Genomic DNA, 24,065 nt, shown 5'->3' on the forward strand with positions numbered 1-24,065 from the left:
CTGTTGCCCGCCTTCAAGCCGCTCGCGTGCCCGGCCGACAGAGAGCAGACCACCATCGGCGGGCGCAGCCTCAAGTTTGGGCAGACCGGTGTCGAGGTGCTGCCCGTCGACTGTGGTGTTGCTGACGTCTGCACCGGAACGCTCCCGTCGCACGCGCGGGACCTGTATGACAGTCCCATAGCGACGGGGGGCTCGGGCATGGCGTGGCTGGTAGTGATCGTTTTAGCGGGCTTGGGATTCTGGGTGGGGCGCAGGCTGTACCGGTACCCCGGCGGCTGGGCCTTCGCCTTCAACCTGCGGTACGAGAGCGACCGGGACGCCCTGGCACACGCCCGCGGTGAAGTCCGCGCGTGGACACGCAGAGCCGACCAGGACGAGTCCTCGGCACGCAGGGCAGTGACAGCAGCCGAGGCCGGCCGGAAGAGCCGTCTCCAGGAGCTCGACCAGCAGCGGACACGGCTGCGCCACCCCGGCAGCGGTGAACAAGTCGGTGCACTGGGAGCACTGACCTTGTTCCAGCACCGGCGCATGGCGAAGGCAGACTCAGAGATCAACTCTGCCGAACTGGCACAGATGGAGGTCCACTTCACCACGGACCACACGTATCACTACATCTACTGCATCAATTCCGGCGGACAGTCGCTCCAGGCAAAGTACCGTCACCTCCCTCCCTCCCCTGAGGCAGGGGAACAGCGCTTCGACGAGGGCACCGTGCGCGACTTCGCCAGAGACATCCAGAGGGCAATCGCACGAGAGAACAGCTTCCGCGAGGAGCTGCCGAGCTGGCTCAAGGCGGTGGAGTCCGAGCGGGAAGCAGTCGAGAACGACACCAGTGCAACAGATGCCGCCCGCGCGCACCTTGAGGAGATACGGGAACGCCATCGGCAGGACCCACACAGAGAGGTGCTGGAGCAAAAACTGGCGGCGGCGCTCAAGGACTGGGAGAAGCTCACCGGACGCGTTCCTCCACGATGAACCGCCCGGACTCCACGGATGATGCTTCGTCGTCGCGCGCCCTCCTCACGCCAGCTCCGCGCCAGTGGCGAGGGGGAAGCAGGTGGTGGCGGGTCAGTTCTCCGACGGAATCCGTGCGGCGATCTCCCGGGCGAACCACTCCGCCTCCTCGGACAGTTCGTCCATTACTTCTGCGGCGATCAGCTGCAGCAGGCGCAGCAGGGCGTGGGCTTCCCCCAGGCGGCGGGCGGCCGCATCCGGGGCCGGGATGAGGTTGCTCTCATGTCTGCGCTCATGCCCGTCTCAACGACGGTCCCGCATTGCGGCATCCCCGACTCGGACAGCAGTACCCGCATGGGTGCGCTGTGGGTGAGGCCGTCTCGCCATCAGTAAGTCGCGCGCCGACCGGCTGGCACCGTGAGGACTTGCCGGGGTGAATTCAGGTCAACTCTCGGCGTCCGCAGTGAGACGCCGTGGGACACCAGCGGACACCAATGAACACCAATGAACGACGATGACCGCCAACCCCCGTGGCCGGCACTGGCCGACGGGCGCACCTGCGCTGTTTTGGCACGTCGCCGATGCGCCACACTCCCCGGTATGACGAGCTTTCAGCGAAGGAAGGATATCGGCGACGTCCACGAACAGTGCGTCGCACGGGAGTTGGACGAGCGTGGGTGGACAGTCGACGAGTGGGGGCAGGGTGCGTTGAGCCCGGTGGCACGTGCCGCGCTGCGCGGCACCGACAGCTTCCTGCGGTGGACCCCCGACCTCATCGCCGCCCGGGGCCGGCACCTGTTCATGATCGACTGCAAGAGCCGGATGACCAGCCACGCCACCGGCCGACACGCGGTCGAGGCGGCGGCCGTGACCGCCCATCTGCAGCTGGCGGCCTGGACCCAGCTGCCGGTCTGCTATGTCTTCGACAATCTGGACGTCCTCACCCCGCTCGACGTCCTCATGACGGGCCGCATCGGCCCCCACTCCGTCCGCGGCTCTGGAAGCCCCTACCACCTCGTGCCCATGCAACGCGCCCTGGCCTTCGACACTGTCTTCGGAGAAGTGCCCGGCGATGCCCGGCAGTTGCCCGCAGCCTGACAGGTCCGCGTGAGTAGGCGGCAGCTGGCCGGCGAGGCCGAAACATCGTCGTCCGGTCCCGGTACGGCACATCCCTTCGCTCCGCCTCCAGCGCCCTAGGGTTTCACGGCCCATTGCCGGAGTCTGGGCAGCCAGCCGGGCTTCCTCGTCTTCTCTGCCGCCATGTCGAACTCGTTTTTGAAGAAGTTGAGCACCGGAGTCGGGTGATGGAAGAACTGCGACCTGAACTCCGGTGGGATGCCCTCGAAATGCCAGCGATATCTGACTCCGACGGCGCCGATGTAGGCGGCCATGACGTATGAGTCGAAACGCGTGACCGCCTTGTTCGCCCACACGAAGTCGGGGCTGATGGAGAGGCTGGTGCGCATCTTGTGCACCGAGTCGGTTGAGATGAGGCACATATGGGCATCCGGCATGTCGTCGGCGCCGTCCATGAAGTCGCGCAGCGACTGCGGGACCGGCAGCCCGGTCCTCACCATTCGGCAGCCGAAGTGCTTGGCGTGGTAACGGGCGAGGTCGTGCGCCTTGTCCTGCCACTGCTCACCGTAGATCGTTTGCATGTCGATCCCGGGCGCATGCCTCAAGTGGTGCTCTTCGACGTACTTGGCGTAGACGTCGTAGGCGTCGTCGAACGGCTGGGATGCAGTGTTGTTGCAGGCCGCGCACATGGACTTGGGGAATTTGACGACGCCATGACGGTCTCTTGTGACGCCGCTCTTCCCGCGGACTTCTTTGAGGCTGTTTCCGTCACCCCACAACAGTAGTTGCTCCTCCCCCATGAGCCGCGTGAGGCTGGAACGCTTGAATTTGTGCTCCCCCGTCGTGGCTGCGTTGTTGCGGCACCACCAGCACCGCGCGTCGGCGGCCACCCGCAGATGGTCGAACTGTCCCTCCGCCGTCTGCTGGAAGGAGTGCTCAGATGTGGGATCGGGTCTGGCAGCCATGCGGGCCCCCTGTCGTCTCGGCGACCTTCGCTTGTCACGACGGTAGAGCAGTGCGGTGGCGTGCACCCGTCCGGCCTGCGCGTGGCGGGGCTGTCTAGGATCTCTGGCCTACCTGCTGCCAGCCTCTCCGTTCCAAGGAATCCCATGGCGACCGTCCACCGAAACCGCCGCATCGAACGGGCCGGCGTGAACGCGCTGCGGACGCTTCTGGACGATCACGGGCACCTGGTGCAGGAAATCGCGGGCAGTGCGGATCACGGCGAGGACTGCTTCGTCATGCTCACCCGGGGCGGGAAGAAGACCGGGTATGCCTGCACCGTGCAGGTCAAGGCGGGCAGGAAGTACAAGCGCGCACGCGGCTACGCGATCGACGTGGGCCACCACGCGGCGGACTGGCGTGCCAGCAAGCTCCCGGTCGTCGGCGTGGTGCACGACGTCGACGAACAGCGCCTGTTCTGGATCAACCTCACGCAGCAGCTCAACTGGGTGGACACGGCGCCCGGTTGGATCGCGGTGCCCCGGGAGAACGAGCTGCATGCGGGAACGATCGGCGCGTTCTGCGCGCACATCGAGGAGTTCACCGACGCGCCGGCGGCGGGCAGGCCTCCGTCCCCGCGCGTATCCGCACCGCCCGCGCCGCCGGTTTTCCGTGCTCCGAAGCAGGTGTGGCAGCACGCCACCGGGGCGCCGGGCACGCGGCAGCCGCAGGTCGCACAGGGGTGTGTCGTCGTGCGCCAGGGGTACCGTCTGCGGGTCCTGGATGCCGTTTCGGGGGCTGTGTGCTGGTCGGGCACGACCGCGTTCGACCGCACCAGTCCGGCCGGGGACGACGCCGTCTTCGTCTCCGTGGGGGCCGGACGTCTGCGGGCGCTGAGCCTGCGCGAGGGACGTCCTCGCTGGGAGCGCCGTCTGCGGGTGCGCGACGACCTCGCGGGGTACGGGGCGCAGATGCTCTACGCCCCCACCGAGCAGGGCGAGATCTTCGCGGTGGACAGCCGGACCGGCGACGTCGTGTGGGCTGCGTCGAAGCTCGCGGCGGCAACCAGTGGCGCCTGGCCGACGTCTGCGTCGCCTGTGCCGCCGCCACCGCCCACACCGCCGTAATCCCCGACAGTGCGCAGCGTTCTCTCGGCGCCCGTTCCCGTCCGCCGGCGCCGGACCGCGATGCCGCCCGCGCCGACGCACAGGCACGGGTACGGGAGATGCTCACCTATCTGGCCACCGCGCTCCCCCGGTTCTGCTCCCCCGCCGCCCGACTGCTGGCCCTGCAGTGCGCCCTGCGCACGAACGGCCGCGGTGAAGTGCACCTGCCGCACGGGCTGCTGCGCGGCATGCGGCTGCACCAACGCGCCGACCTGTGGGACGAGCTGGAGTATGCACACTGGCTGCACCGCGGTGCGGGCCCCTTCATGCGGGCGTGCCTGCTCGACGCGGCGATGCGGGCCCAGCCCGATCGTCCGCGGCGCGCCCGTGCCGCGCACTGGGCGCTGCCTCCGCTCCCCCGGCCCGCGTCTGCGGCGCTGCCCAGTGCCGTCCAGCTCACCGCGCTCACGGTGGCCGCGCACACCCGCCCCGACGGCGCCGGCAGTGCCGACATGGACCTCCTGACGCACCTGTGCGCGCAGACACCCCAGCAGCTCACCGATCTGCTCGATGAATTGACCGGCTCGCGCCTGCTTTCCTCCTGGCGCCGCGCACCGCAGGAGACCGAAGTCGTGTGGCATCTGTTGTGTCCCCGCTGAACCACCGCCCTCCCCATCCGGCGAGATCAAGACACACTCGGCCACGCAGGCGGGGGAGAGGCATGTCGGGCTGCATCGCCTGGGCAGGCATCGCCCATGACCTCATACGTGCCCTCCCCCGACGAAGTCACCGCCGCACAGACTCCCGGCGGCGGCTGGACCCGGAAGCAACTCGCCGAGTGGGGCGTACCGTGGCCGCCTCCGCAGGGCTGGCGCAAGCATCTGGCCGACAAGTGGAGCGGCAAGGAGGTGGAACCGCTCCGGACCTCAGAGCTTCCCGACCAGGACTCCCTGTTCTGACGGTCGATCGACGTCCTCCCGATGGGCAGTCAACTGCCCTGCGAGCAGCCGAGCTCGCCTCATCCCACCCATTTGGAGAGCATCATGGACCTGAGCATCACCGGCGACCCCGTTCTCGTGCACAAGGACACTCAGGTCCAGGTCGGCATCCACCTCGAGCCAGGCACTTTCACCGTCACCCGGGACGGAGAAGACTTCGCGGTGTACCACGCGCTGGTTCAGTTCGCCTCGGTCGACGCGGCTCCGTGGGCAGCGCAGGAGGTCAAGTTCTCGGCTGCGGGGGCGGACGGCCAGGCCACGGGGTTCACCGTGGAGCTCCTCAACGACGCCTTCGACGGCCCCAGGACTGATGCCCCGGCCGTGGTCTGGAAGATCGTGGCCCTCGCAGCGACCTCCGCGGGAGACGTCGGCATCACCTACGCGGCGCCCGGCCGCGCATGATGACAAAGCAGCATGAACGGCACGCCGCCGGGAATTCCGCAGGCCACGGACCGGCCCCGGGAAGCCTGAACCCTGGGCCGGTGGCCTGCCCTTTTCTAGGGCTACCAGGGACGGTTCCAGGGTCTTGGGCTCCGATTTTACCCGCCCTGGTGGCGTCGTGTCGGCCGCGCCATCTGTAGCAGGACGGTCCAGGACATCCGGGCGATGAACGTGCCGCGGGAGATGGGAAATCCGTGGGGGCGCACGTATCCGGCGACTCCCCACCTGTGGCTCCGGCAGGGATCAGCGGGGCCGCCAGGTACGCACCTCGAGGTGGACGATGTGGGCATCGGCGTGGATGCGGCCGGTTTCGATGAGCCACTGCTGGACGGCCGCCGTGACGTCTCCGCCGGCCGCGTCGACGCGCTGAGCGAAGTCGGCGGCATCGAAGCCGCCGGTGGCGGCCGAGCCGTAGGAGCGTTCCTCGGTGTGGTCGGTGCGCTGGATGACGTCGCGGCGGATGCCGGGCGAGTCGGTACGGCTGCCCGACGGCATCACATATCCGGACCGGTGCAGGCGGACGGTGAAGGCCAGCTTCAGGCCGCGGGCAGCGGCTTCGGCGATCAAGGGGCGCAGGCGAGTGGAGCCGGAGGCGATGGCCTGGGCGGCGACGCGGCCGGTACCGGTGCCGGTGGGGGTGATCAGAACGGCCTTCGACCGGACCCGGGCGCGGGTGCCCTTGGCGGTGGTGCGGCGGGTGGTGTGGCGGGCGGCCAGAGCGGCGAGTTCGGGGACCTCGGTGATGCCGCCGGTGGTGACGGCGTCGAGGACCTGGCGCAGGGCGGGGACGAAGGCGGCGCCCTTGTGTTTTGTGTAGAACTGGGAGACCAGGGAGGGGTCGCGGTCGATGATGCGGGCGATGTCGCGTTTGGTATAGCCGGCCTGCTGGAGCCGGTCGGCTAGCCGGGCGGCCTCGTTCAAATCCGGTGTCGACGTGGCCTGTTGTCGACGGCGTGGGGGCATCAGGCACCAGCCGTGGTCGAGGCGGGTGTGAGGGCGGCGCGTCCGGCATCGCGCAGCGTGAGGAGGTCTTCTTCGCTGGTGGGTGCGGCGAGCGGGCCAGCCAGGTGGCCCTTTTTGAGGTAGTCGCCGGGCTGCTGGTGATACGGCCAGGCCTGGGGCTGGGTGAGGTAGAGGGCGTCGGTGCGGAACGCAATGACGGTGCCGGGGGCAGCGTGCAGGGCCCCGGCGTAGATGTCGTCGGCGCGGTGGCGCTGGGTGAGCAGGGCGGCGCGGGCGCCGGACCAGATGGCGGCGGCCCATTCGGGGTGGGCGTTGGGGTCGCGGCTGAAGCCGGTGGGCTTCTGCCAGGTGATCAGTTCGTCGTCGAAGCCGATGATTTCGGCGTCTGCGGGGACGTCGCGTTCCTGGGTGCGGGGGGTGGTGCCGGTGACCATGCGGGGGCGTTGGGCGAAGGAGCCGATGCCGTACAGGAGGATGGCGCGGACGGCGCGGGAGGCGAGGTGGGCGGCGCGGGCCTGGCGGGCGTCCTGCTGGAAGTGGGCCTGGGCGCTCAGGTTGGACCAGGCGTCCTTGAGCTTCTTGCCCCAGTCGTCGAGGGGCTTGCCGTCCTCCCACAGCAGGCCGTCGAGGACTTCGATCTTCCACGGGGTGAGCGGGTTGGTCAGCGCGGTGTGGACTTCAGGTCCGCCGGCCCAGGTGGTAAAGGTGGTGCCGGGGGTGGCCGGGTAGTGCCAGGCGCGGTCGCTGGGGGCGGGCGCCGGGAGGAGACCGACGTGGTCCCAGGTGTCGGGGACGGTGGCACGGATCTGCCAGTGGCCGCACCCGTACAGGGCGCGTGCCTGCTCCTTGTCGGACCAGGCGGCGAACTGGCGGCCGGTGATGCGGCGGGGGGTGCCGACCGGGGACTTCCAGGTGTGCTTGGCGTAGGCGAAGGTGCGGTCGTACTCGACGAGTTGGGGCAGAACCTCGGGTACGCGCGGCGGGGCGAGGAGTTCGTTGCGGCCCTGTCCGGCGGTGGCGTGCAGCAGGCCGCGCAACTCCTCCGAGAGCACGGGGTAGCCGTCGGAGTATTGGCCGCGGGCGGGGATGGTGCGGGTCCACAGGTCGCGGCCGGTCTGCGACGGCGAACCCATCACGACGGCGTCGTCCCAGTGCCGGCGCAGCGCCTGCCAGAGCAGGACGAAGGCATCACGGGCGGTGGCGGGATCGTCACCGTCCTCGAGGTCGAACCACTCCCCCATGGAACGGATTTCGACATGCTGGGACTCGTCGTCGCGCAGGTAGCGGGCGACGGGGTGGCGGGCGTGGACGAAGTGGCCGGCCATCCGGTCGCGGCCCCGGCCGGTGTCGGTGCGCCAGCCCGGGGTCGGGGCGTTGAGCCAGGCGGCGACCGCGTCGCGCAGGTAGGGGTGGCGGTCGGCGTCGCGGTGCCAAGGGGCCCCGGCGGTGATGTAGATGCGTTCGGCGCCCTCGGGCAGTACGGGGAAGACCGCGGTCAGGATCTCGGCCGCGGACCGGGTGCCGAGGTCGAGGCGGTGGGTCTGGTTGCGGTGGACCAGGATCCCGGTGTCAGTGTCGAGGAAGACTGTGGAGCGGGCCTGCTGGGTGAAGTTGGGGCGGGTGGAGGCCAAGTTCTTGGTGTGGGTGAACCAGGCGTCGCCCGTCTCGCCGTCGGGGATGGAGGGCAGGGTGCGCGGCTCGCCCTCCTCGGTGGCCGGGGCCACGGGCGCGGTCGGGGCCGCAGGCGGCGCGGGTGCCTGCGGGGCTTCACCGGTTGGATCGGTCGGCGGTGCGGTGGGCTGGGGTACGTGCGGGTGCGGTTCAGTGTAGGGAGCTCCGGCCGGTTGGTCAGCCGCTGCCGGCTCCGGCGCGGGCGTAGCGTCGGCGGCCAGGGGTTGTGGGGCCAGTTCCGGGGCGCGGGCGACGACTTCGGCCAGGCTCAGTCCGGCGGCCGGGGCGATGCGCTCGGCCTTGGCCTTCTCGTGGGTGGCCAGTTGGGCGATCTGCTTGTCGCGTTCGGCCTCCAGCTTGGCGAGTGCCGTCTGGGTCTTCTTGATGTCGTCGCGGACCGTCCGCAGGTCGGCGAGCGTGGCGTTGTAGCTCTGTGCGTCCATCAGGGTCCTTGGCATGGGGTGGCGGGTCAGCCGGTGGGGCGAGTGGCGACGTAGGCGATGGGCCCGCTGGAGTGGGAGGGCAGCCGGGTCCCGAGCAAGTGGTCGGCGAGCCGTTTCTCGTCGTCGGTGACCCCGGTGAGGTGTTTGACGGGAGTGGCCAGGTCGGTGACGTATCCGGCCAGACGGGCGTGCGGGAAGGCGCGGCGTCCCTGGGCGTTGGTCTCCCACTGCCCCAGCCCGGTCAGTATGGCCACCACGAATCCGGCGACGGTCACGGGCAGGACGCCGGCGGCTGCGACGCTCGCGGCGTCGCAGCGCCACCACCCGCGCAGCGCTTTGAGCAGGGTCTCGGGCGGCAGTGAGGCTGCAAACCCGGTCGAGTCGCGGTCGTTCTCGGTGGCGTGCCGGGCGGCGTCCACGCGTAGGACGGCGATCTCGTCTGCCTCCAGGTGGTGAAGGGGTGCGTGGGTGCGGGCGGCGAGGCTCTGCACGGTGGTGAGCGGGATCATCACGCGCACGCCGTGGTGAGTGAGGTCGGGGAGTAGTCCGGCGTGGACCAGGCGGCGCAGGGTGGTGATGGCGCAGCCCAGTTCCTGGGCGGCCTGGCCTGTGGTCAGCAGCACTTCCGTTCCTCCTCCCGCTCCAGCATTCAAGTGAACTCACTTATTTAATCGTACTCGATTTTAGGTGTGGGGTGACAGGGTGTCAAAGAGGAAGGCGGGTCCTGTGGTTGCGTTTACCGGTCACGGGCCGTGGCCGTAGCCGGGCACCGGCCGTTGCTACGTCCACGAGGCGATCGACCCTCTGGCCGCGCTCACGCCGACGCTCGATGAAGCGATGAGGACGGCCCACTTGAAGGCGTTCGTGATTCTGGATCGCACCATGCTGCCGATCAACCGGATCGGCCGCCGACCGCCCCTACTACTGCGGCAAGAAGCGGCACCACGGCGTGAACATCCAGGTACTGACCGATCCCGTTCGGACGGCTCCTGTGGGCCTCGCCCGCGTTGCCCTGCGCCACCCACCACCTGACCGCGGGACGCGAGCACAGCATCGTCGATGCCCTCCTCGCCGCTGGCATCAACGGCTGGGCCGATAAGGCGTATCAGGGGGCGGCACAAGACGTCCGGGTTCCGTCCAAGGGGCGCCACCTCCGCCTGGTGGCAGCGCGCCCGGCCGCGCCCACACCCGGTGCAGGTGATGAATCTCCACCAGACCAGGGGACGTGAAGCCGACACCACCATCCTGCTGCTGGGCAACTCCGAGTACTACGGTCCCGAAGGCGACCCCTCCCCCAGCGGCCCACGGCTGCTCTATGTCGTCATGGCTCGCGCCGCCGCCAGGCGCGCGGTCGTCATCCCGGACGACTCGTATCCTCTGTGGGCACCGTCGTCACCGCCCGGATCAGCCTGCCTCTTCCCCCTCCTCATGCCCCGCCCCCTTCCTTCCCCCTCAGCTCCGGCGGGTCAGCTGCAGCAGCCCGGGGCCGGCACACATGATCGACACCATGGACGGCCACCCCGAATCCATCGCGTCCCTGATGCGGACGCGATACCGCAACCGCCTGCCCCCTGGCCTCTGGCCTCGATGAACTGGCCGGACCCGAACACGGGACGGTGGAACTGCCTCTGCACGTCGCCTGGTCGGGGCTGCGCGCCTTCGATCTGGACCAGCCACGCCAGCGCCTGGGCCTGTACAGGACCGTGCTCGCCGAGGGCATGCGCGAGGATCTGCGCCGCTTCCTCAACCGGGACATCCTGCTCGAACTGTGACCGCTGCTGCGCAGGTTCATCAGCAGAGCCGTCAAAGAGGTGTGGGAAGAGGCGTTCCCCGAGCTACGGCCATGATCGATTTCAACGGAACCGGTCCCCGGCCTTCGGCGGGAGTGAGCTCGGTGCTCCTCCCCAACACGGCGAGACGGTCACCGGAACCCATCGAGGGTCGCGGAGAGGGTCTCACGATCAAGAACTCGCGAACGGTGAATCGAGGACGGCCCACGCGCAGATCGTGTGGGTTGGTTCAGTCGCCGTTCGGGCGGGCGGATCGCGTACGAGGGGCGCGCATGGTCGTGCGGCGAAGATCGTTGCTCTTCATGACGATGGCCCGGATCAGCTTCTCGTATTGCTCGGTGTGAGTTGCGCCTGCAGCGGCGCGGGCGAAGACGTCCTTGGTGAGGCTCTGGTTGACGGCGTCCAGTGTGGCGAGTGCGTCGGTCAGTGGAGCCAGGTGATGGGCGATGTCGGCAGTGTCGTGAGGGGGCTCATCGGCCCCCATGCAGGCGTCTTCGGTGAGGGCGTTCGGCGATGGTGCGGCTGTGAGGCGGCGCAACGCGTCGGGGGATGGCCAGCGGATCGGCCAGTAGCCCGCCAGCTTGGGCATGGGCTGCGCTGGGGATGTGCGGGGCTCCCCGGCAGTGCGCTGTTGACCGGACGCATGGCGTGCAGCTCGCTCGCTCGGCTTGTAGCCGGCGGCGTTGTCTGCCGCGGGACTTACGGGCCGGGGTGCTGGTGCCGGCGGCTTCTGGGACATGACGGGGGCAGGGGTCCGGCACGGGCCGCGCGCCTGCCGAGCGGCCAGCGCTGTCTTGGCCCGTCGACGCCCTTGTGGCGACATCGAGTGGAACACACGCGGCGGGCGGCCCGGATGCGGCTCCTCTTCCCGTCGGAGCGTGACCCAGCCCAGTGCTGTGAGCCTGGCCAGGATCTGCGACACCGTGCTCTTGCCCAGATCGGTCAGCTCGCTGATCTTCGCTCCCCACAGCGGATCGCCCTCCGGCTCTGCAAGCAGCAAGCGCAGTACATCGATGGTCGGGCGCGTCATGCGGAGTGCAGCGGTCGTCACACCGGCAAGTGCACCATGCCGACCTCCGTGGGTCAAGAATGAACTATGGTTCGACGGCGGGTCGTCCAGCCAGGATTGGGGCGACTGACCTGCGGCGTTGGGCATGTGCGTGGGGTGAGCGTCGGCTGCCTGCCTGCGTGAATTGCCTGATGCGGCCCGTTCGACGTTGCCGGCCTTGGAACGGCCTTGCGGAGACGCTGGTGGCGCGCATCAGGCGCAGAAGCCGTGCAGGCTCACGGTGTCGCAACGGTCACGATCTGGCTGGCCGCGCGGAACTGCTCACGCGGCTGGAGGGCGAGCTTCGCTCCGAGATGGTTGACAACGCGGTTCGGCCGCCGACTTGGAGACGCCGAACAGCGGGGCGGGCTGGCGCATCGTCAAGTTCGTCCGCCAGCAGGCGCCTCCGGCGGTAGACGCCACGGCCTCCACGCCGTACTTCGCCCGCGACCTTGCGGGGCACCACGGTCACCAACTTGCCGGAGCTCGGATGGTGTGTGGGGCGAGGCGGGCGAGAACCGTGTGATGGGCTTCCCAGCCGTCGGAGGTCGTCGATGCGGCTCCGAGGTGTACGGGGGCGTTGGAGGGATGGCTGTCGAGGAGCGAGGTGATGCCGGCGCGGGCGATGACGATGCAGGCGTGGCGGTGGCGCGATGCAAGGACGCACAGACGGCCGGCTTCCAGGTGGAAGGCGGAGGCGTCCCAGCGGCCGGAGAGCGGGTGCAGCATGATGGTGACGCTGTATTCGCGGCCTTGGAGCCGGTTGGCGGTGTCGACGGTGATGCCGCGCAGTTGCGGGTAGTGACGTGTCATCAGGGCGTGGATGTGGCGGGCCTGGCTGCGGTGGGCGACGCCGATGGCCAGGTGGCGGGGTTTCAGGATGCGGCCTTGGGGGTGGGCGTCGCAGGAAGCCGTGGTCTGGCGCTCAAGCAGTCTCGTGGCTGTTTCCAGGGCGGCGTGGAAGGCTTCGGCGTCGATGCGGTGGGTGATGCGGGCGGGCAGTTCCAGCAGGGCCCATCCGGTGCGGGCGGCCGTCTCGATGGCCTTGTCGACCGGGGTGCGCAAGCCCTTCGCGGTGAAGGTGAGGGTGCGCTCCACCTGGTGGGGCGCGGCATCGAAGGGGGTGAACGGGTAGAAGGCGTCGCGGATCAGGGGGACGGCGCTGGGTGGCAGACGCCACGAGGTGGTCAGGGTGTCGACGGGCAGCTGAGGGTTCTGGGCGAGGAGGACGGCGACCGCGCTGTTCAGGGGATCGTGGGGCAGGCCGGCCCAACGGTCGGTCATGACTGGGGAGAACGGGGCGAGTTGCCCGGGGTCGCCCACGAAGAGGGCTTGTTCGAAGAGGTGGCCGACGCGCAGGAGGGTGTCGGAGCGCATCTGGTGGGCCTCGTCGATGATGGCCCATGGCCACTGGCGGTCGCGGACGGTGGCCCATTTCATGGCGGTGCCCACGAGGATACGGGCCGTTTTGAGGTCCTCGACGCGATGGCCGACGCGTACACCAGGTAGCGCCTGTATGTCGGGAGAGACGGTGCGTTCCTCGGCGATGAGTCGGGCGATGGGCGTGCGGGAGCGGGCCAGGCGCCGTACGAGGTCGTCGGCCTGGGTGTTGGTTTGCGTGATGACGATGCAGGGCTCGCCGTCCTGCATGAGGGCCTGCGCGGCGTTGATGACCAGGGTGGTTTTACCGGCGCCGGGCGGCGCGTTGACCACCTGTCCAGGGTGGGTGAGGGTGGGCAGCCGCTCCACGATGGCGTGTTGCGTCGTGTCTGCGCGCAAATGCGGCGACGGTGGCATCTGGGATGCCGCTTGGGCGCGTCGCCGACTACGGGGCGGGTAGGGAGGGCCTGCATGTGTCCAGGGAATCTGGTCAGGCGCAGGGAACTCTGGCATCCGGCGGTAGCGGTCGGGGGCGAGGGTGCACACCAGGAATTCGCCGGCGTCGGGCAGCACGGCGTGGCGGGGGCGGGCCAAGGTTCCCATGCCGGCAGTGACTTCGAGGTCGACGAGGGTGTCGCTGTCGTGAGGGGTGATGGCCAGGATGGTGTACCGGGCGCCGGAGTGGGTGTGGCAGGCGAGGGCTTGGCCGGGTTGCAGATGCAGCGGGTCGCTGGTGGAGACGGTGAAGCGGGGGCGCCACAGTGCTCGATTGCCGCTTCCGTACGCGAGGTGGTCGGCGTCGACGGTGGTGACCGTGCCACCGAAGGCTTCCCCGCTCGTGCGCAGTTCGGCGCGGGTGAAGGGGTCGTCCAGGGCGCGTTCGGCGTCGAAGACCGCGGCGGCGTGTTCCCTTTGGGCCAGGCCGATGGCGGCGGCGACGGGGTTGTCACGGGCGGGTTGGGGGCGCCCGTCCCGGGAGAGGTGGGCGGTGAATTTGGTGAACTCGGTACGTTCGCGTTTCCAGCGCTGCCGGGTGCCGGCGGCCTCGGGCAGGGCCTGCAGGAGCATGGAGGCGTGCCACATCCGCTCCCATGTGGGATGCAGGTAGTCGGCCAGGAGGATGCGGAGGTCGTCCAGGCAGGAGGCTTGTTCGCGCGGGCGGGTGCGGTAGGTGGTGAAGAGGGGGGCCAGGCAGTCGGTGTCGAAGGCCGGGTCGGTGGCGGGGCCGGCCGAGCGGTGGGTGGCGGGGTCTTGTGCCTCGAGGGCCGCCTGGTGGCCGCTGGCGTTGTGGTGGGGTGGGTCAATCCATGCCAGCAGGGTGGCCAGATCCTGGTCTTCCAAGGGGCTTTGGCCGGTGGCCCAGTGCATGGTGAGGAAGTCGGTCATGGGGATGAGGGCGGACGTGCCCGCCAGCTCGGCACGATTGGCGAAGTAGGTGAGCCACTGGCCCAGGTGTCGTATCGGATCGGAGTGTGCGGATGGTGCGCCGCCGGGGCGCAGCCGCAGGTCGCGTCCGAGGGTCTGCAGGTAGGCCGCGGCATCGGCGTTGGGCACCAGAAGTTGCGGGGCGGAGAGGAAGCGCTGCGGGCCCGGCTGGGCGGAGGTGGCCCTCGGGGGTTCGCGGCGGTGCTGGTGTTCTTCGATGTAGGCGCCGACTCTCGTGGCGAGGGTGGTGAGCATGAGGGTGGTGCTGCCGGTCGGCGGCGCCAGGAGGAGTTCGGGGCGGGCGGGGTCAGTGCCGAGCATGACGGCCAGGGGGCGGTCTGCGGTGCCGGATTGCTGCAGGGGCAGCAGCATCAGGGGCCGGTCGCTCAGATGCAGATGGCGAAGTCGGCTGGTGGCTTGGGCGTTGCCAGTGGCGTCGGCGCGCATGCGCAGCAGGCTGGTGAGCAGGCTCATGTCGTGCCCGCCAGAACGTCGGCGTGTACCCGGTGCGCGTGGCGCAGTGCTTGGGTGAGGTCGGCGCGGTCGCGTGAGGGGTGCTGGTGGCCGTCGGTGAGGCCGAGTGCGAGGGCGATGGTGTCGATGCCCGCGACGTCGTCGCGGACGGTGGTGCCCAGGACTGCAGTTCGGCCTTGGTGGCGGGCTTCGTTGCGGCAGAAGTGGGCCAGTTCGCAGTGGTGCAGGCAGCTGGGGCTGTAGTGCGCCCGGGGCGCGGACAGGGCTGCGGCGAGTTCCTCGCGAGGTCGCGTCGGCGTCGCTTCGTGGTCGAGGGCCAGGTCGAAGGTGGTGTTGGGGGGCAGTTGGTCGAGCAGGTCCGGCAGGCGGCGCAGTCGGTCCAGGTGCCGACGGAGCGATGTGATCTTCGGGGCGGCGTCGGCGAGCGTGGCGGTGGGACGGCGGGAGAAGTTGCGGGGGTTGACCAGCACCACCTGCTCGGAGACGCGCTCGGGTGGGAGGCCGCCGTCGGCCAGGAGTTCACGCAGGGCCAGGACGTAGGCCGCGGCCTGCATCAGTGCCGCGGCGACTTTGGCCGGGTCGGCTTGGCCGTCGATGACCGGGAACGATTTGATCTCCACGATGTGGAACGTCCCGTGGTGCTGGAAGGCGACGATGTCGGGTTCCAGGTAGGCGGGGTGGCCGGCGACGGTCAACCGCAGGACGGGGTGGTCGATCAGGGTGCGGGCGCGTGCGGGCTCGCGGGCCGCGCCGAGGATGAGGTTGCGGGTGTGGGTATGGCGTAGCGCCAGCGTGGACGGCTCGCGGCCGGCCACGCTGTTCACGTCGTCGTAGGACACCTCGGGCAGGGTGAGGCCCAGGGTTTCCCGGAGGAGTTTCACGAGTTCGGCGCCGGCCTGGTCGGTGACCTGGCGTTCGAAGGCGAGGCCGTGGTTGAGGGCGATCGCCGAGGTGCGCAGCGGTCGCGGCAGGTTGAGGTGTGCGGCGAGGGCGTCCTTGTCGACGCCGGCCGCATCGAGCAGGGCGCGCCGGTCGCATCCGGGGTTGGTGGTCAGTGCGGCCAGGGTGCGGGCGGTGTGGGGGACGGCAGGGCCGGGCCCTCTCAGGATGTCCAGCCGCGCGGTGAGGGAGTTCACGGTCGTTCCTTGGTTCACGTGCGGTGGTGCGGCGGCGTGCGGTCAGGAGGTGCGGCGCAGGCCGGTGACGTTGCGCAGGGTGTTACCGAAGAGCTGCTCCACGTCGGGGAGTTGCTGTGCGCGGCGGGCGGCCTCGGCGCGGGCGTCGGCGTCGTCGTCGGCGTGGATGTCCCGTTCGACTGCGGCGGCTTGGCGCAGTGCAGCAAGGTCGAGGGGGCCGTGGGTGGGGCAGCCGGGGATGTTGCGGCTGTAGTGCAGCAGGAGTCGGCGGGTGGGCTCGTGCTGCAGCGGGTCGCCGGTGCGGGCTTCGGCGGCTTCCGCGAGGCGGATCGCGGCGGTGAGGAAGTGGACGCGGTGGCTGAGCGGGCCCACCACGCGTTGTTCCAGTGGCCAGGTGCTGAGGGCGAGCAGCGCGCGTACTGGGGCGAGCAGGTCGGACGTCAGGGCCGAGCAGATGTAGTAGGTGCGCGCATAGGGCGAGGACCGGAAGGAGCGTTCCTCGTCCCGGCGCACGGCTGCCAGCCGCCCGGTGTTCAACGGGCCGGAGAAGAAGGCCTCGTGGACCTGGCTGATCAGCTTGGGTGCGGCGGGCACGGTCAGGAGAGTCAGCACCTGGTGAACCTGCTCTCGGGCCGGCAGCCCGGTCCCGCCGGGGCCGGCCTCGATCCGCGCCTGGGGCTGGCCCTGGCGGGACCGGGGCGTTTCCGGTGCGTCATCCGCGCCGAGCAGGGTGTTGTAGGCGTTCAGGGTGCGCTTGATCTCCTCGCTGAGCACACGGACACGGGCGCTGTCGTGCTCGATACGCGCCTGCCGTATGTCCTGTTGCAGCTGTTGCATGCGCGCTTCGAGAGCGTCCAGGTGCTCGTGCATGGGCGCATGATAACAGCGACACAGGATTACGCATGTTCGCTCAACTTTCTGAAGGTTTTTTGATGTACAGTCCCGACCTCGAGGGCAGACCTCTGCCTCTTCCCCCCCCATCCTGTGCACTAGGAAAGGCGCTGTATGAGCAGGCTGCTGCACACCTCCGACTGGCATTTGGGCCGCTCGCTGTACCGGCGTTCCCGGGACGAGGAGTTCGACGCCGTACTGGCCGAGATCGTGTCCATCGCCCAGGAGAGCAAGCCGGACCTGATCGTGCACACCGGGGACCTGTTCGACTCCCCCCGTTCATCGCGGGAGAAGCTGCGTGCCGTGCGGGTGCTGGACCAGCTTGCCGCGGTGGCCCCCACAGTGGTCGTGGCCGGCAACCACGACTCCCCTGACGACTTCGAGTTGCTCCGCTACCTCACCGGCCCTGCACGCGGCCGCGGGCTGTTCTTCATCGACCGGTTCCGTGAACCCGAGGACGGCGGTGTCCTCACCTTCGACACCTGCGGCGGCCAGCAGCGCATCCGGCTGGCTGTCATGCCGTATGTGCATCCCAACCGGTTCTGGGAGCGCTCGATGGTGTTCGGCACGACCCATGCCGACTATGCCGCGGCGATGCGCGAACTGCAGGCGCGCCTGACGGCTGCTCTGTTCGAGGGGCACGACCCCAAGCGGGATGTGCTGGTGTTCGCGGCCCACGTGTTCATCGCCGGCACCGAGCCTTCCAACCGTAGGCACAAGGGGGACTGCGAGAGGCACTACCCGCTGCCCGCAGCAGACCTCCCGCCCGTCGACTACGCCGCGCTCGGGCACATCCACGCCCCGCAGCCGGTAGCCGGTGTGCGGGCCGGCGCCGCCCGTTACGCGGGCAGTCCGCTCCAACTCGACTTCGGCGAGGCCGGCGAGGCCAAGAGCGTTGTCCTCGTCGAGGCACATCCCGGCCGTCGCATCGGGGCCCTGCCCCGTCCGTTGACCAGCGGCCGTCCGCTGGTCCCCTTCAAGGGCACGCTCGAAGAGCTCGCGGCCCGGGCCGACGAGTATGCGGGAGCCTTCCTCAACGCACAGATCACCGGCGAGGAGGGGGACGCGCACCTGAGCCGCAAGGTCGCCGAGATCGTGCCCGACGCGATCCTGGTCAACGCGGTGGCCGCCCAGGATGCCTCGCCCGAATCGGTGCTGGGCACCGGACTCGACGAGGAGCCGGATCTGTCCGACGCCTTCGGCGCCTACCTCACCGAGCGCAGGATGTCCGCCGGCAGCGCGCAGGACGCCGTCACCGCGTTCACGAGCCTGCTCGGCGAACTCGACGAGGAGGACCCGCCGCCGGTGCCGGCGGAGGAACTGCTGCGTGCCGCGCTGGCCCACCCCTGGACGGAGGCGTCGTGAGGCCCGAACGTCTCACTTTCACCAACCTGCGCAGTTATCGCGGCACTCACACGATCGACTTCACCGGCAAGAGCCTCTTCGGGATCTTCGGAGCCACCGGCACCGGCAAGACCACGATGCTGGAGGCGATCCTGTTCTCCCTGTACGGGCGGTCATCGTGGGCGAGAAGCGGCTACGAACTGATCAGTCACGGCTGCGCGAGCATGAGTGTGGAGCTGGAGTTCTCCTCGGGCGGGCAGCGGTGGCGTGTCTCGCGCGCCCTGACCGCGAACGGCAAGCACCCCAAGGCCGTACTCTCGCCGTTGCCCGCCGGGGATGCGGACCAGCGGGTCGACAACATGGGCGCGGTGAACGAGGCGATCGAAGACATCGTCGGTCTGAACTTCGAGGGCTTCGTACGCACAGTGCTGCTGCGCCAGGGTGAGTTCGATGCGCTGCTGAAGACCTCCCCCAGCAAACGCGCGGGCATCTTGCGCAGCGTCTTCGGCATCAACGAACTGGAGCGGGTGCGCTCCTGGGCGCTGGTGCGCATGGAGCGCCTCAACGCCGGCCTGACCGAGGCCGCCCGGGCCAAGGCGCACCTGGGGGACGATCCCCGGGCCGACGCCGCCCGGTGGGAGCGGGAGGCGACGCGCATGCGCGGCATGGCCCGCCAACGGCGTGCCCGCCTTGACATGCTGCGCACGGCGCAGGAACAGGCAGCGCAGCAGCCCCGCATCAAGGACTTGGACAAAGCGGCACGGCTGCTGCGCCAGCGCGCGGTGGACGATCCGGCCCAGGCGATCGCTGCGATCACCGCCCAGGAAGAGGAACTGGAGCGCGAGTCCGCTCTGTTGCAGGAGAACACCGAGGCGCTGACAGGCCGGCTGGCGACGGCCCGGGCAGAACTGGACCAGGCCGCTGAGGGGGGCGACACGCTCATGTCCCTGCCCGGTGCGGTGGCGGTGCTGGCGATGCTGCCCACCCAGATCAGTGATCTCAGCGCCCGGCACGAACGGCTCAAACAGGAACAGCAGGCACACCTTGAGCAGGAGCAGGAGGATGTGCGGGCCCGCCAGGAACTGCTCGAGCGACAAGAACAGCAAGCGGTACTCGAGGAGGCGGCCGCACAGGCCGAGCGGGTCAGCGGCGAGGTGCGCGGGCACAGCGAACAGATCCAGGACGCTGTGCGCCAAGCCCTGCAGGAGGCCGGTGGCGTGGCCGCTTACCGGCACGCCGAGCCGGTGCTGCGGGAGACGGTTCAGGATCTGCGCGCGCGCCAGACCGCGTTGGATGCCAAGCTCGCCGAACTGCGTGGCGCCCACGAAGCAGCAGTCGACCAGTTGACGGCGCTGCAGCAGGCTGACGCCGCCCACAGTGCCGGGGCCCATCTCACATGCGGTGAGTCCTGCCCGGTGTGCCGCCGGGCACTCCCGCAGGACTTCACTCCCCCGCCGCCCTTGGATGCCAAGGCCTTGGAAGGGGCCAAGCGGGCAGCGGGCATGCGGGCGGCCGCGGTCCGCAAGACGGAGACCGCGCTGGCCGAGACCGCCTCGGAGCTGAGCGCCGCCGAAAAGACGCTCGCGAAGCATCAGCGCGAGCGTCAGGCTGCTGCCGAAGGACTGGACACATCTGTGCGCCAGGTCCACGAGCGCATCGAGGAGCTGCGGTCCCAGTCCGCTGCTGTTGCCTCCGCCGCGTTGGCGACGCTGGACCGGGACGCTGTCGCGCGAGCCCGTGCCGTAAGCGAGCAGGATCCCGTCAGCCGTGCCCCACTCGGCCGCATCGTCCGGGGGCTGGTGGCGCCGTTGCGCACCGTGGTGGAGGCGGACTCCCTCACGGTCTTTACCCGGGCCACGCAGGAGGCGGCCGCCTTGCGGGCCGAGAACGAGGCGGCTCGTGCCGATCTCAAGCGCCGCTGCAGCCGACTGCAGCGCGACCGCAAGCGCCTGGACAAGGCCATCGCACAGCTCGAGAGCGACGAACTGGCCCTGGTGGAACAGATCACGGGGCTGCCGCCTTCGGTGCGGCCCGCCCAGCCCTCGCCCACGCAGCTGCCTGACGCATCAGCGATCGCCCGCGCACAGCAGGCGGGAGAGCAGCGCTTGGCGCAGTTGCAGAAGATCGCTGCCGATCAAGAGCAGACCCGTGAGGCCTTGGCGGAGCATGCCGCACAGCGCCGTGCATTGGAGGAACGCCGCCAGCGCACAGTCGAGGCGCCGATGGGCAAGCTCCTGCATCAGCTGGAACGGTGGGCGGACGCAACCGCCCACGCCGCCGACGTTCTCGGCGTAAGTCTGCCGCTGGAGCTGCCCTTGGTCTCCGACGAAGGTGACCTGCCGGCCGCCGGCACCTGGGCCCAGGCATTGCCGGCGCTGAGCCATCGGCTGTCCGAGGACCTGAAGGAGGCACGGCGGCAGGCCGCCGCCGTCTTGCGGGCGTTCAAGGACGAGCTCATGGCTCAGGCCGGCGCCGAGGCCACCGACACCGACCCGGACCCCGGCTTTGCGCTGCCGGATGACGGCGATCTGCTGGCGTCTGCCGTCCTCGATCCGCTCAGCCACAAGACCATCACCGCGGAGGCCGCCCACGAAACGGCCATGGCCGAACGGCGCACCGCCCTGTCGAAGATCCCTCATCACGATGCGCTGTCGCAGGCCATGGAAGCGGCCGAACAGCAGATCACCGTGTGGAAGGCGGTCACCGACCAGCTCACCGACGGCAAGTTCCTGACCTACCTCACCAACCGGCGCACCCGCTCCCTGCTGGCCGCCGGCAGCCGCATCCTGCAGGAACTCTCCAACGGGACCTACGCGTTCGCCGAGGACTTCCAGATCCTGGATCTGCCCACGAACCTGGTGCGCAGCCCGGAGACACTCTCCGGCGGAGAGACCTTCCAGGCCTCTTTGGCCCTGGCCCTCGCGCTCGTCGAGTTGCACGGCCGCGGGCACCGGCGGGTGGAGAGCCTGTTCCTGGACGAGGGCTTTGCCTCTCTGGACGCCGAGCGCCTGGACGACACGCTGTACGCCTTGAGGAATGGCGTCGTCTCGGACCAACTCGTCGCCGTCATCAGTCACCTGTATCCGGTGGTCGAGGCGCTCGATGACGTTCTGACGGTCACCAAGACCGCTCACGGCTCCAGCAGCACCTGGTTCACCGGAGAGCAGCTACTCAAGCTCGTCCGCGAAGAGCTGCCGCAGCCGGTGGAACCCGCCTGAGTACGGGCCCTGGCGTCCGGTCGGACGCACGGGCGCGCGTCGGGTGGCGTTCACGCCGCAGGGCGGCCCGCGCATCGCCCGGCGGGGGGGGATGCGCGGGCCGAACGCGCCTGCTTCGTCCTCCGCCGGTCCCCTCTGGTACGCGCATCGCTGGGCATGGGACGCAGCCAACCGCGCGCCGGGGCGCGCCTGGAGCCGGGCAATGGCCCGTACACACGGCGTCTTGCCGGCTGCGTGGCTGTCATGAGGCCTGCCCGCGTCCGCGGCACGCCCCTGATCGGCACAGCGGAAGCGACCACTGTTCGGGGGCCCGATCCCTACGCCGACCCCCTCGACCCGAAAGGAGGCCAACCGCATGAGCGGCTCCTCTCCACAACCACCGCACCCCGACCCATCGGTGCTCTCCGCCCGGCCCGGGCGTGAGGCCGCGGTACCGCGGCTGATCGCTCTGGACCGGCGAAATCAACTGCTCACTGTCCATGTGAAGCTGGCCGCGCAGGCTTTGGGCCGCTCGGAGCGCACCGTGTGGCGGTGGCTGGCCGAGGCCCGCCGCACCGGCCGGCACACCGCGCAGAGCCGAGAGCGCTTCACAATCACTGCGGAGATCCGGCAGCTGCTGATGCTGTGGGGCGGCAACGCCTCCGCCGTGCACCGGGAACTACGCAGGCGCGCCGCATCCGATGGCGGCCAGCAGGTGCCGTCGCTGGCCACCCTGCACCGAGCCCTGCGCCGGGACCTGACCCGTGGAGAGCGGTCCGGTCTCGCGCGCGGGGAGGCAGCGCGCCGTGCCTACGACATCTTCTGTGAGCGCCCGGCGCACGAGCGTAACGCCGCATGGGAAGGCGACAACAAGTGCGTGCCGGTCGAGGTGTGGGTCGAAGACGAGCTCGTACGGCCCTGGCTGACCTGGTTCATCGACTGTGCGACCTGCGTCATCCTCGGGGTGGCCGTCACCCCGCATGCGCCGAGCACCGACGCGGTGCTGGCCGCACTGCGCACCGCGCTGGACCGCACCGGCACGTTCGGCCCGGCCGGAGGGCTGCCGGGCCTGGTCCGGGTGGACCGCGGCAAGGAATATCTGTCCGCGGCCGTGACCTCCGCGCTGGGCGCACACGTCGTGCCCGTCGTCGATCTGCCGCCCTACACCCCCTACTTGAAAGGCAGCATCGAAGCCCTCAACGGTGCCGTGGAGGAGATGCTGTTCATCTCGCTGCCCCGCTATACCCGCCAGCCCACGCTGTCCGGCAAACGCGCCGTGGATCCGGATGCGCCGGCGCTCACCTTCGAGGCGTTCGTCAAAGTCCTGCTGGACTGGGTGCAGTGGTGGAACACCGAGCACACACCCAAGCCCTTGAATGGACGCACTCCGCTGGAGGCGTGGCGGGCGGACCCGACGCCCTTGTATGACGTTCCCGCCGAGCAGCTGGCCTTCTTCGGGCTCCACGACGACGGCCGCACCCGCACCATCACCACGCACGGGGTGCAGTGGCGCAAGCGGTACTACATCGCCGACTGGATGGTCGGCCGCGTCGGCACCCGGGTGAGCCTGCGCTGCCTGCCGCACCACGAGACCAGCATCGAGGTCTTCGACCTGCACGGCGCGCACCTGGGGTCGGCGTTCTTGGCGAGCGCCGCCACCTCGGAGCAGGTCCGTCAGGTCCGTCGCGCCCGCACGGCCAAGGCCCGGCGGCTGCGCACGGATGCGAAGGCGGCCGCCAAGCTGCGCCGCGAACGCTACGAAGCCGTCACCTCCGCGCAGCCGCCGCAGCGGCTGCAGGCCATGACCGAACAGGAGGCCGAAGCCGAACTGTCCGATACGGCCGCGCTGGATCTGTCCCGGATGGCCAATCCCGGCTACATCCCGCACCTGCCGGCCTGCGACGACTGGGCCCGCCCCGTGGCGCCCGACACCACCTCCGACGCCTCTCAGGATCACTCATGAACAACGCCTTCAACGCACCCATGGACAGCATCAGGAACTTCGGTCGGCTCCCCGCGGAGAGCACCGATCACTTCCACCGTCTGGACGCGCATGTGGTCGCCACGGAGAGCCTGCTGACGACCGTGGACAACATCCAGGACACCATCGAGACGCAGGGCATGATGTGCGTCTACGGGCGGGCCGGATTCGGCAAGACGACGTCCGTGAACTCCGCGCTCCGCAAACTCGCCCCCGACCTCACCTACCGCCTCGAGCTGCGCTCGGGCCCCACGCCCCGTGACATCCGGCACGGCCTGTTCAAGGCCCTGGGCCTGCCCGGCGATCCGCCGGCCCGGCCGATCGAGTTCGACACCCTGCTCAAAGAGACCCTGGCGGAAACGCCCCGAGTCCTGGTCTGCGACGAAGCGCAGTGGATGGGACGCAGCTCCTTCGAGTACTGGCGACACCTGTGGGACGACCGCGACAGCCAGATCACGGTGATCTTCGCCGGCGGGGACGGCTGCTACGAGGTCCTCAAACGCGAACCGATGCTCGCCTCCAGGATCTTCATCTGGCAGAAGTTCACACGCATGTCGCGCCAGGAGGTCGTGGCCACCCTGCCGGCCTTCCACTCCATGTGGTCAAAGGTGGATGCGCGCACCATCGTCGGGATCGACCGGGCCGCGGCGCACGGCAACTTCCGCAATTGGGCCACCATCACCAAGCACCTGCTCAACGGCATGAGAAAGATGAACCTGACAGAGATCAACGACGACTTGATCCGCTGGGTCTACAGCAAACTCGGCGGCATGTAGCCGCCAGGCCGGCCGGCACCGCGCCCGC

At 69.6% G+C, this 24,065-nt stretch carries 19 protein-coding genes and 3 pseudogenes; 12 read left to right on the forward strand and 10 right to left on the reverse strand.

Annotation, left to right across the window (positions count from 1 at the left end; translation table 11 throughout):
• Positions 1 to 3 precede the first annotated feature (3 nt).
• A complete protein-coding gene (locus ABZT14_RS14330) occupies positions 4 to 975 on the forward strand; it encodes a hypothetical protein (protein ID WP_356301330.1) in 972 nt (323 codons plus the stop codon).
• 93 nt (positions 976 to 1,068) lie between these two features.
• On the opposite strand, the gene ABZT14_RS14335 is transcribed toward ABZT14_RS14330, so the two are convergent.
• Positions 1,069 to 1,224 (reverse strand): DUF6417 family protein, encoded by a 156-nt coding sequence (locus ABZT14_RS14335; RefSeq protein WP_356302226.1) that lies wholly within the window; start codon positions 1,222 to 1,224, stop codon positions 1,069 to 1,071.
• A 330-nt stretch (positions 1,225 to 1,554) separates the two neighbouring features.
• Between ABZT14_RS14335 and ABZT14_RS14340 the strand changes: the two genes are divergently transcribed.
• The gene (locus tag ABZT14_RS14340) at positions 1,555 to 2,052 is read left to right on the forward strand and encodes a hypothetical protein (RefSeq protein ID WP_356301333.1); all 498 of its coding nucleotides are present in this window, start codon (positions 1,555 to 1,557) and stop codon (positions 2,050 to 2,052) included.
• Between the two features lie 95 nt (positions 2,053 to 2,147).
• Here ABZT14_RS14340 and ABZT14_RS14345 read toward each other — a convergent pair whose 3' ends face one another.
• Complete coding sequence (locus tag ABZT14_RS14345) at positions 2,148 to 2,996, reverse strand: hypothetical protein (protein WP_356301336.1); 849 nt, start codon at positions 2,994 to 2,996, stop codon at positions 2,148 to 2,150.
• Positions 2,997 to 3,140: 144 nt separating this feature from the next.
• Here ABZT14_RS14345 and ABZT14_RS14350 point away from each other — a divergent pair, with 144 nt between their 5' ends.
• The 4 genes from ABZT14_RS14350 (at position 3,141) to ABZT14_RS14365 (ending at position 5,479) form a co-directional block, all read left to right on the forward strand.
• Complete coding sequence (locus tag ABZT14_RS14350) at positions 3,141 to 4,100, forward strand: DUF4365 domain-containing protein (protein WP_356301339.1); 960 nt, start codon at positions 3,141 to 3,143, stop codon at positions 4,098 to 4,100.
• A gap of 98 nt (positions 4,101 to 4,198) precedes the next feature.
• The gene (locus ABZT14_RS14355; protein ID WP_356301342.1) at positions 4,199 to 4,738 is read left to right on the forward strand and encodes a hypothetical protein; all 540 of its coding nucleotides are present in this window, start codon (positions 4,199 to 4,201) and stop codon (positions 4,736 to 4,738) included.
• Between the two features lie 96 nt (positions 4,739 to 4,834).
• Positions 4,835 to 5,038 (forward strand): hypothetical protein, encoded by a 204-nt coding sequence (locus ABZT14_RS14360; protein ID WP_356301345.1) that lies wholly within the window; start codon positions 4,835 to 4,837, stop codon positions 5,036 to 5,038.
• 84 nt (positions 5,039 to 5,122) lie between these two features.
• Entirely contained in the window at positions 5,123 to 5,479 is a 357-nt protein-coding gene (locus ABZT14_RS14365; RefSeq protein ID WP_356301348.1) for a hypothetical protein, read from the forward strand.
• Positions 5,480 to 5,761: 282 nt separating this feature from the next.
• Here the strand turns inward: ABZT14_RS14365 and ABZT14_RS14370 are convergent, their stop codons facing one another.
• The 3 genes from ABZT14_RS14370 to ABZT14_RS14380 are packed head-to-tail and all read right to left on the reverse strand — an operon-like array spanning position 5,762 to position 9,218.
• The gene (locus ABZT14_RS14370; protein WP_356301351.1) at positions 5,762 to 6,481 is read right to left on the reverse strand and encodes a helix-turn-helix domain containing protein; all 720 of its coding nucleotides are present in this window, start codon (positions 6,479 to 6,481) and stop codon (positions 5,762 to 5,764) included.
• The gene (locus tag ABZT14_RS14375; protein WP_356301354.1) at positions 6,481 to 8,595 is read right to left on the reverse strand and encodes a hypothetical protein; all 2,115 of its coding nucleotides are present in this window, start codon (positions 8,593 to 8,595) and stop codon (positions 6,481 to 6,483) included. Before ABZT14_RS14375 ends, ABZT14_RS14370 begins: the two co-directional genes overlap by 1 nt.
• Before the next feature lie 26 nt (positions 8,596 to 8,621).
• On the reverse strand, positions 8,622 to 9,218 hold the full coding sequence (locus ABZT14_RS14380; RefSeq protein WP_356301357.1) for a helix-turn-helix domain-containing protein: 597 nt from the start codon (positions 9,216 to 9,218) through the stop codon (positions 8,622 to 8,624).
• Positions 9,219 to 9,375: 157 nt separating this feature from the next.
• Here ABZT14_RS14380 and ABZT14_RS14385 point away from each other — a divergent pair.
• Both ABZT14_RS14385 and ABZT14_RS14390 read left to right on the forward strand, forming a co-directional pair.
• A pseudogene (locus tag ABZT14_RS14385) lies at positions 9,376 to 9,743 on the forward strand (transposase family protein); the annotation flags it as partial.
• 392 nt (positions 9,744 to 10,135) lie between these two features.
• Positions 10,136 to 10,442: pseudogene (locus ABZT14_RS14390) on the forward strand (transcriptional regulator).
• A 172-nt stretch (positions 10,443 to 10,614) separates the two neighbouring features.
• Here ABZT14_RS14390 and ABZT14_RS14395 read toward each other — a convergent pair.
• From ABZT14_RS14395 to ABZT14_RS14415, 5 genes and pseudogenes are all read right to left on the reverse strand, one after another.
• Positions 10,615 to 11,436 (reverse strand): MarR family transcriptional regulator, encoded by an 822-nt coding sequence (locus tag ABZT14_RS14395; protein WP_356301360.1) that lies wholly within the window; start codon positions 11,434 to 11,436, stop codon positions 10,615 to 10,617.
• 272 nt (positions 11,437 to 11,708) lie between these two features.
• Positions 11,709 to 11,914: pseudogene (locus tag ABZT14_RS14400) on the reverse strand (transposase family protein); the annotation flags it as partial.
• Positions 11,902 to 14,712 (reverse strand): AAA family ATPase, encoded by a 2,811-nt coding sequence (locus ABZT14_RS14405; protein WP_356301363.1) that lies wholly within the window; start codon positions 14,710 to 14,712, stop codon positions 11,902 to 11,904. The pseudogene ABZT14_RS14400 and the gene ABZT14_RS14405, both read right to left, overlap by 13 nt.
• Positions 14,709 to 15,848, reverse strand: a complete 1,140-nt coding sequence (locus ABZT14_RS14410) for a hypothetical protein (protein ID WP_356301366.1) — start codon at positions 15,846 to 15,848, stop codon at positions 14,709 to 14,711. Before ABZT14_RS14410 ends, ABZT14_RS14405 begins: the two co-directional genes overlap by 4 nt.
• A gap of 42 nt (positions 15,849 to 15,890) precedes the next feature.
• Positions 15,891 to 16,718, reverse strand: coding sequence for a hypothetical protein (locus tag ABZT14_RS14415; RefSeq protein WP_356301369.1), 828 nt, complete (start codon positions 16,716 to 16,718; stop codon positions 15,891 to 15,893).
• A gap of 135 nt (positions 16,719 to 16,853) precedes the next feature.
• Between ABZT14_RS14415 and sbcD the strand changes: the two genes are divergently transcribed.
• From sbcD to ABZT14_RS14435, 4 genes are all read left to right on the forward strand, one after another.
• Positions 16,854 to 18,104, forward strand: a complete 1,251-nt coding sequence (sbcD, locus tag ABZT14_RS14420; RefSeq protein ID WP_356301372.1) for an exonuclease subunit SbcD — start codon at positions 16,854 to 16,856, stop codon at positions 18,102 to 18,104.
• Positions 18,101 to 21,301, forward strand: coding sequence for an SMC family ATPase (locus ABZT14_RS14425; protein ID WP_356301375.1), 3,201 nt, complete (start codon positions 18,101 to 18,103; stop codon positions 21,299 to 21,301). Before sbcD ends, ABZT14_RS14425 begins: the two co-directional genes overlap by 4 nt.
• Before the next feature lie 355 nt (positions 21,302 to 21,656).
• The gene (locus ABZT14_RS14430) at positions 21,657 to 23,243 is read left to right on the forward strand and encodes a Mu transposase C-terminal domain-containing protein (RefSeq protein ID WP_356301378.1); all 1,587 of its coding nucleotides are present in this window, start codon (positions 21,657 to 21,659) and stop codon (positions 23,241 to 23,243) included.
• Positions 23,240 to 24,037 carry an ATP-binding protein gene (locus ABZT14_RS14435; RefSeq protein WP_356301381.1) on the forward strand — a complete coding sequence of 266 codons (798 nt, stop codon included), beginning with the start codon at positions 23,240 to 23,242 and terminating at the stop codon, positions 24,035 to 24,037. Before ABZT14_RS14430 ends, ABZT14_RS14435 begins: the two co-directional genes overlap by 4 nt.
• Positions 24,038 to 24,065 lie beyond the last annotated feature (28 nt).

This window comes from Streptomyces sp. NPDC005438 (genome assembly GCF_040606315.1).
Classification (GTDB): Bacteria; Actinomycetota; Actinomycetes; order Streptomycetales; family Streptomycetaceae; genus Streptomyces.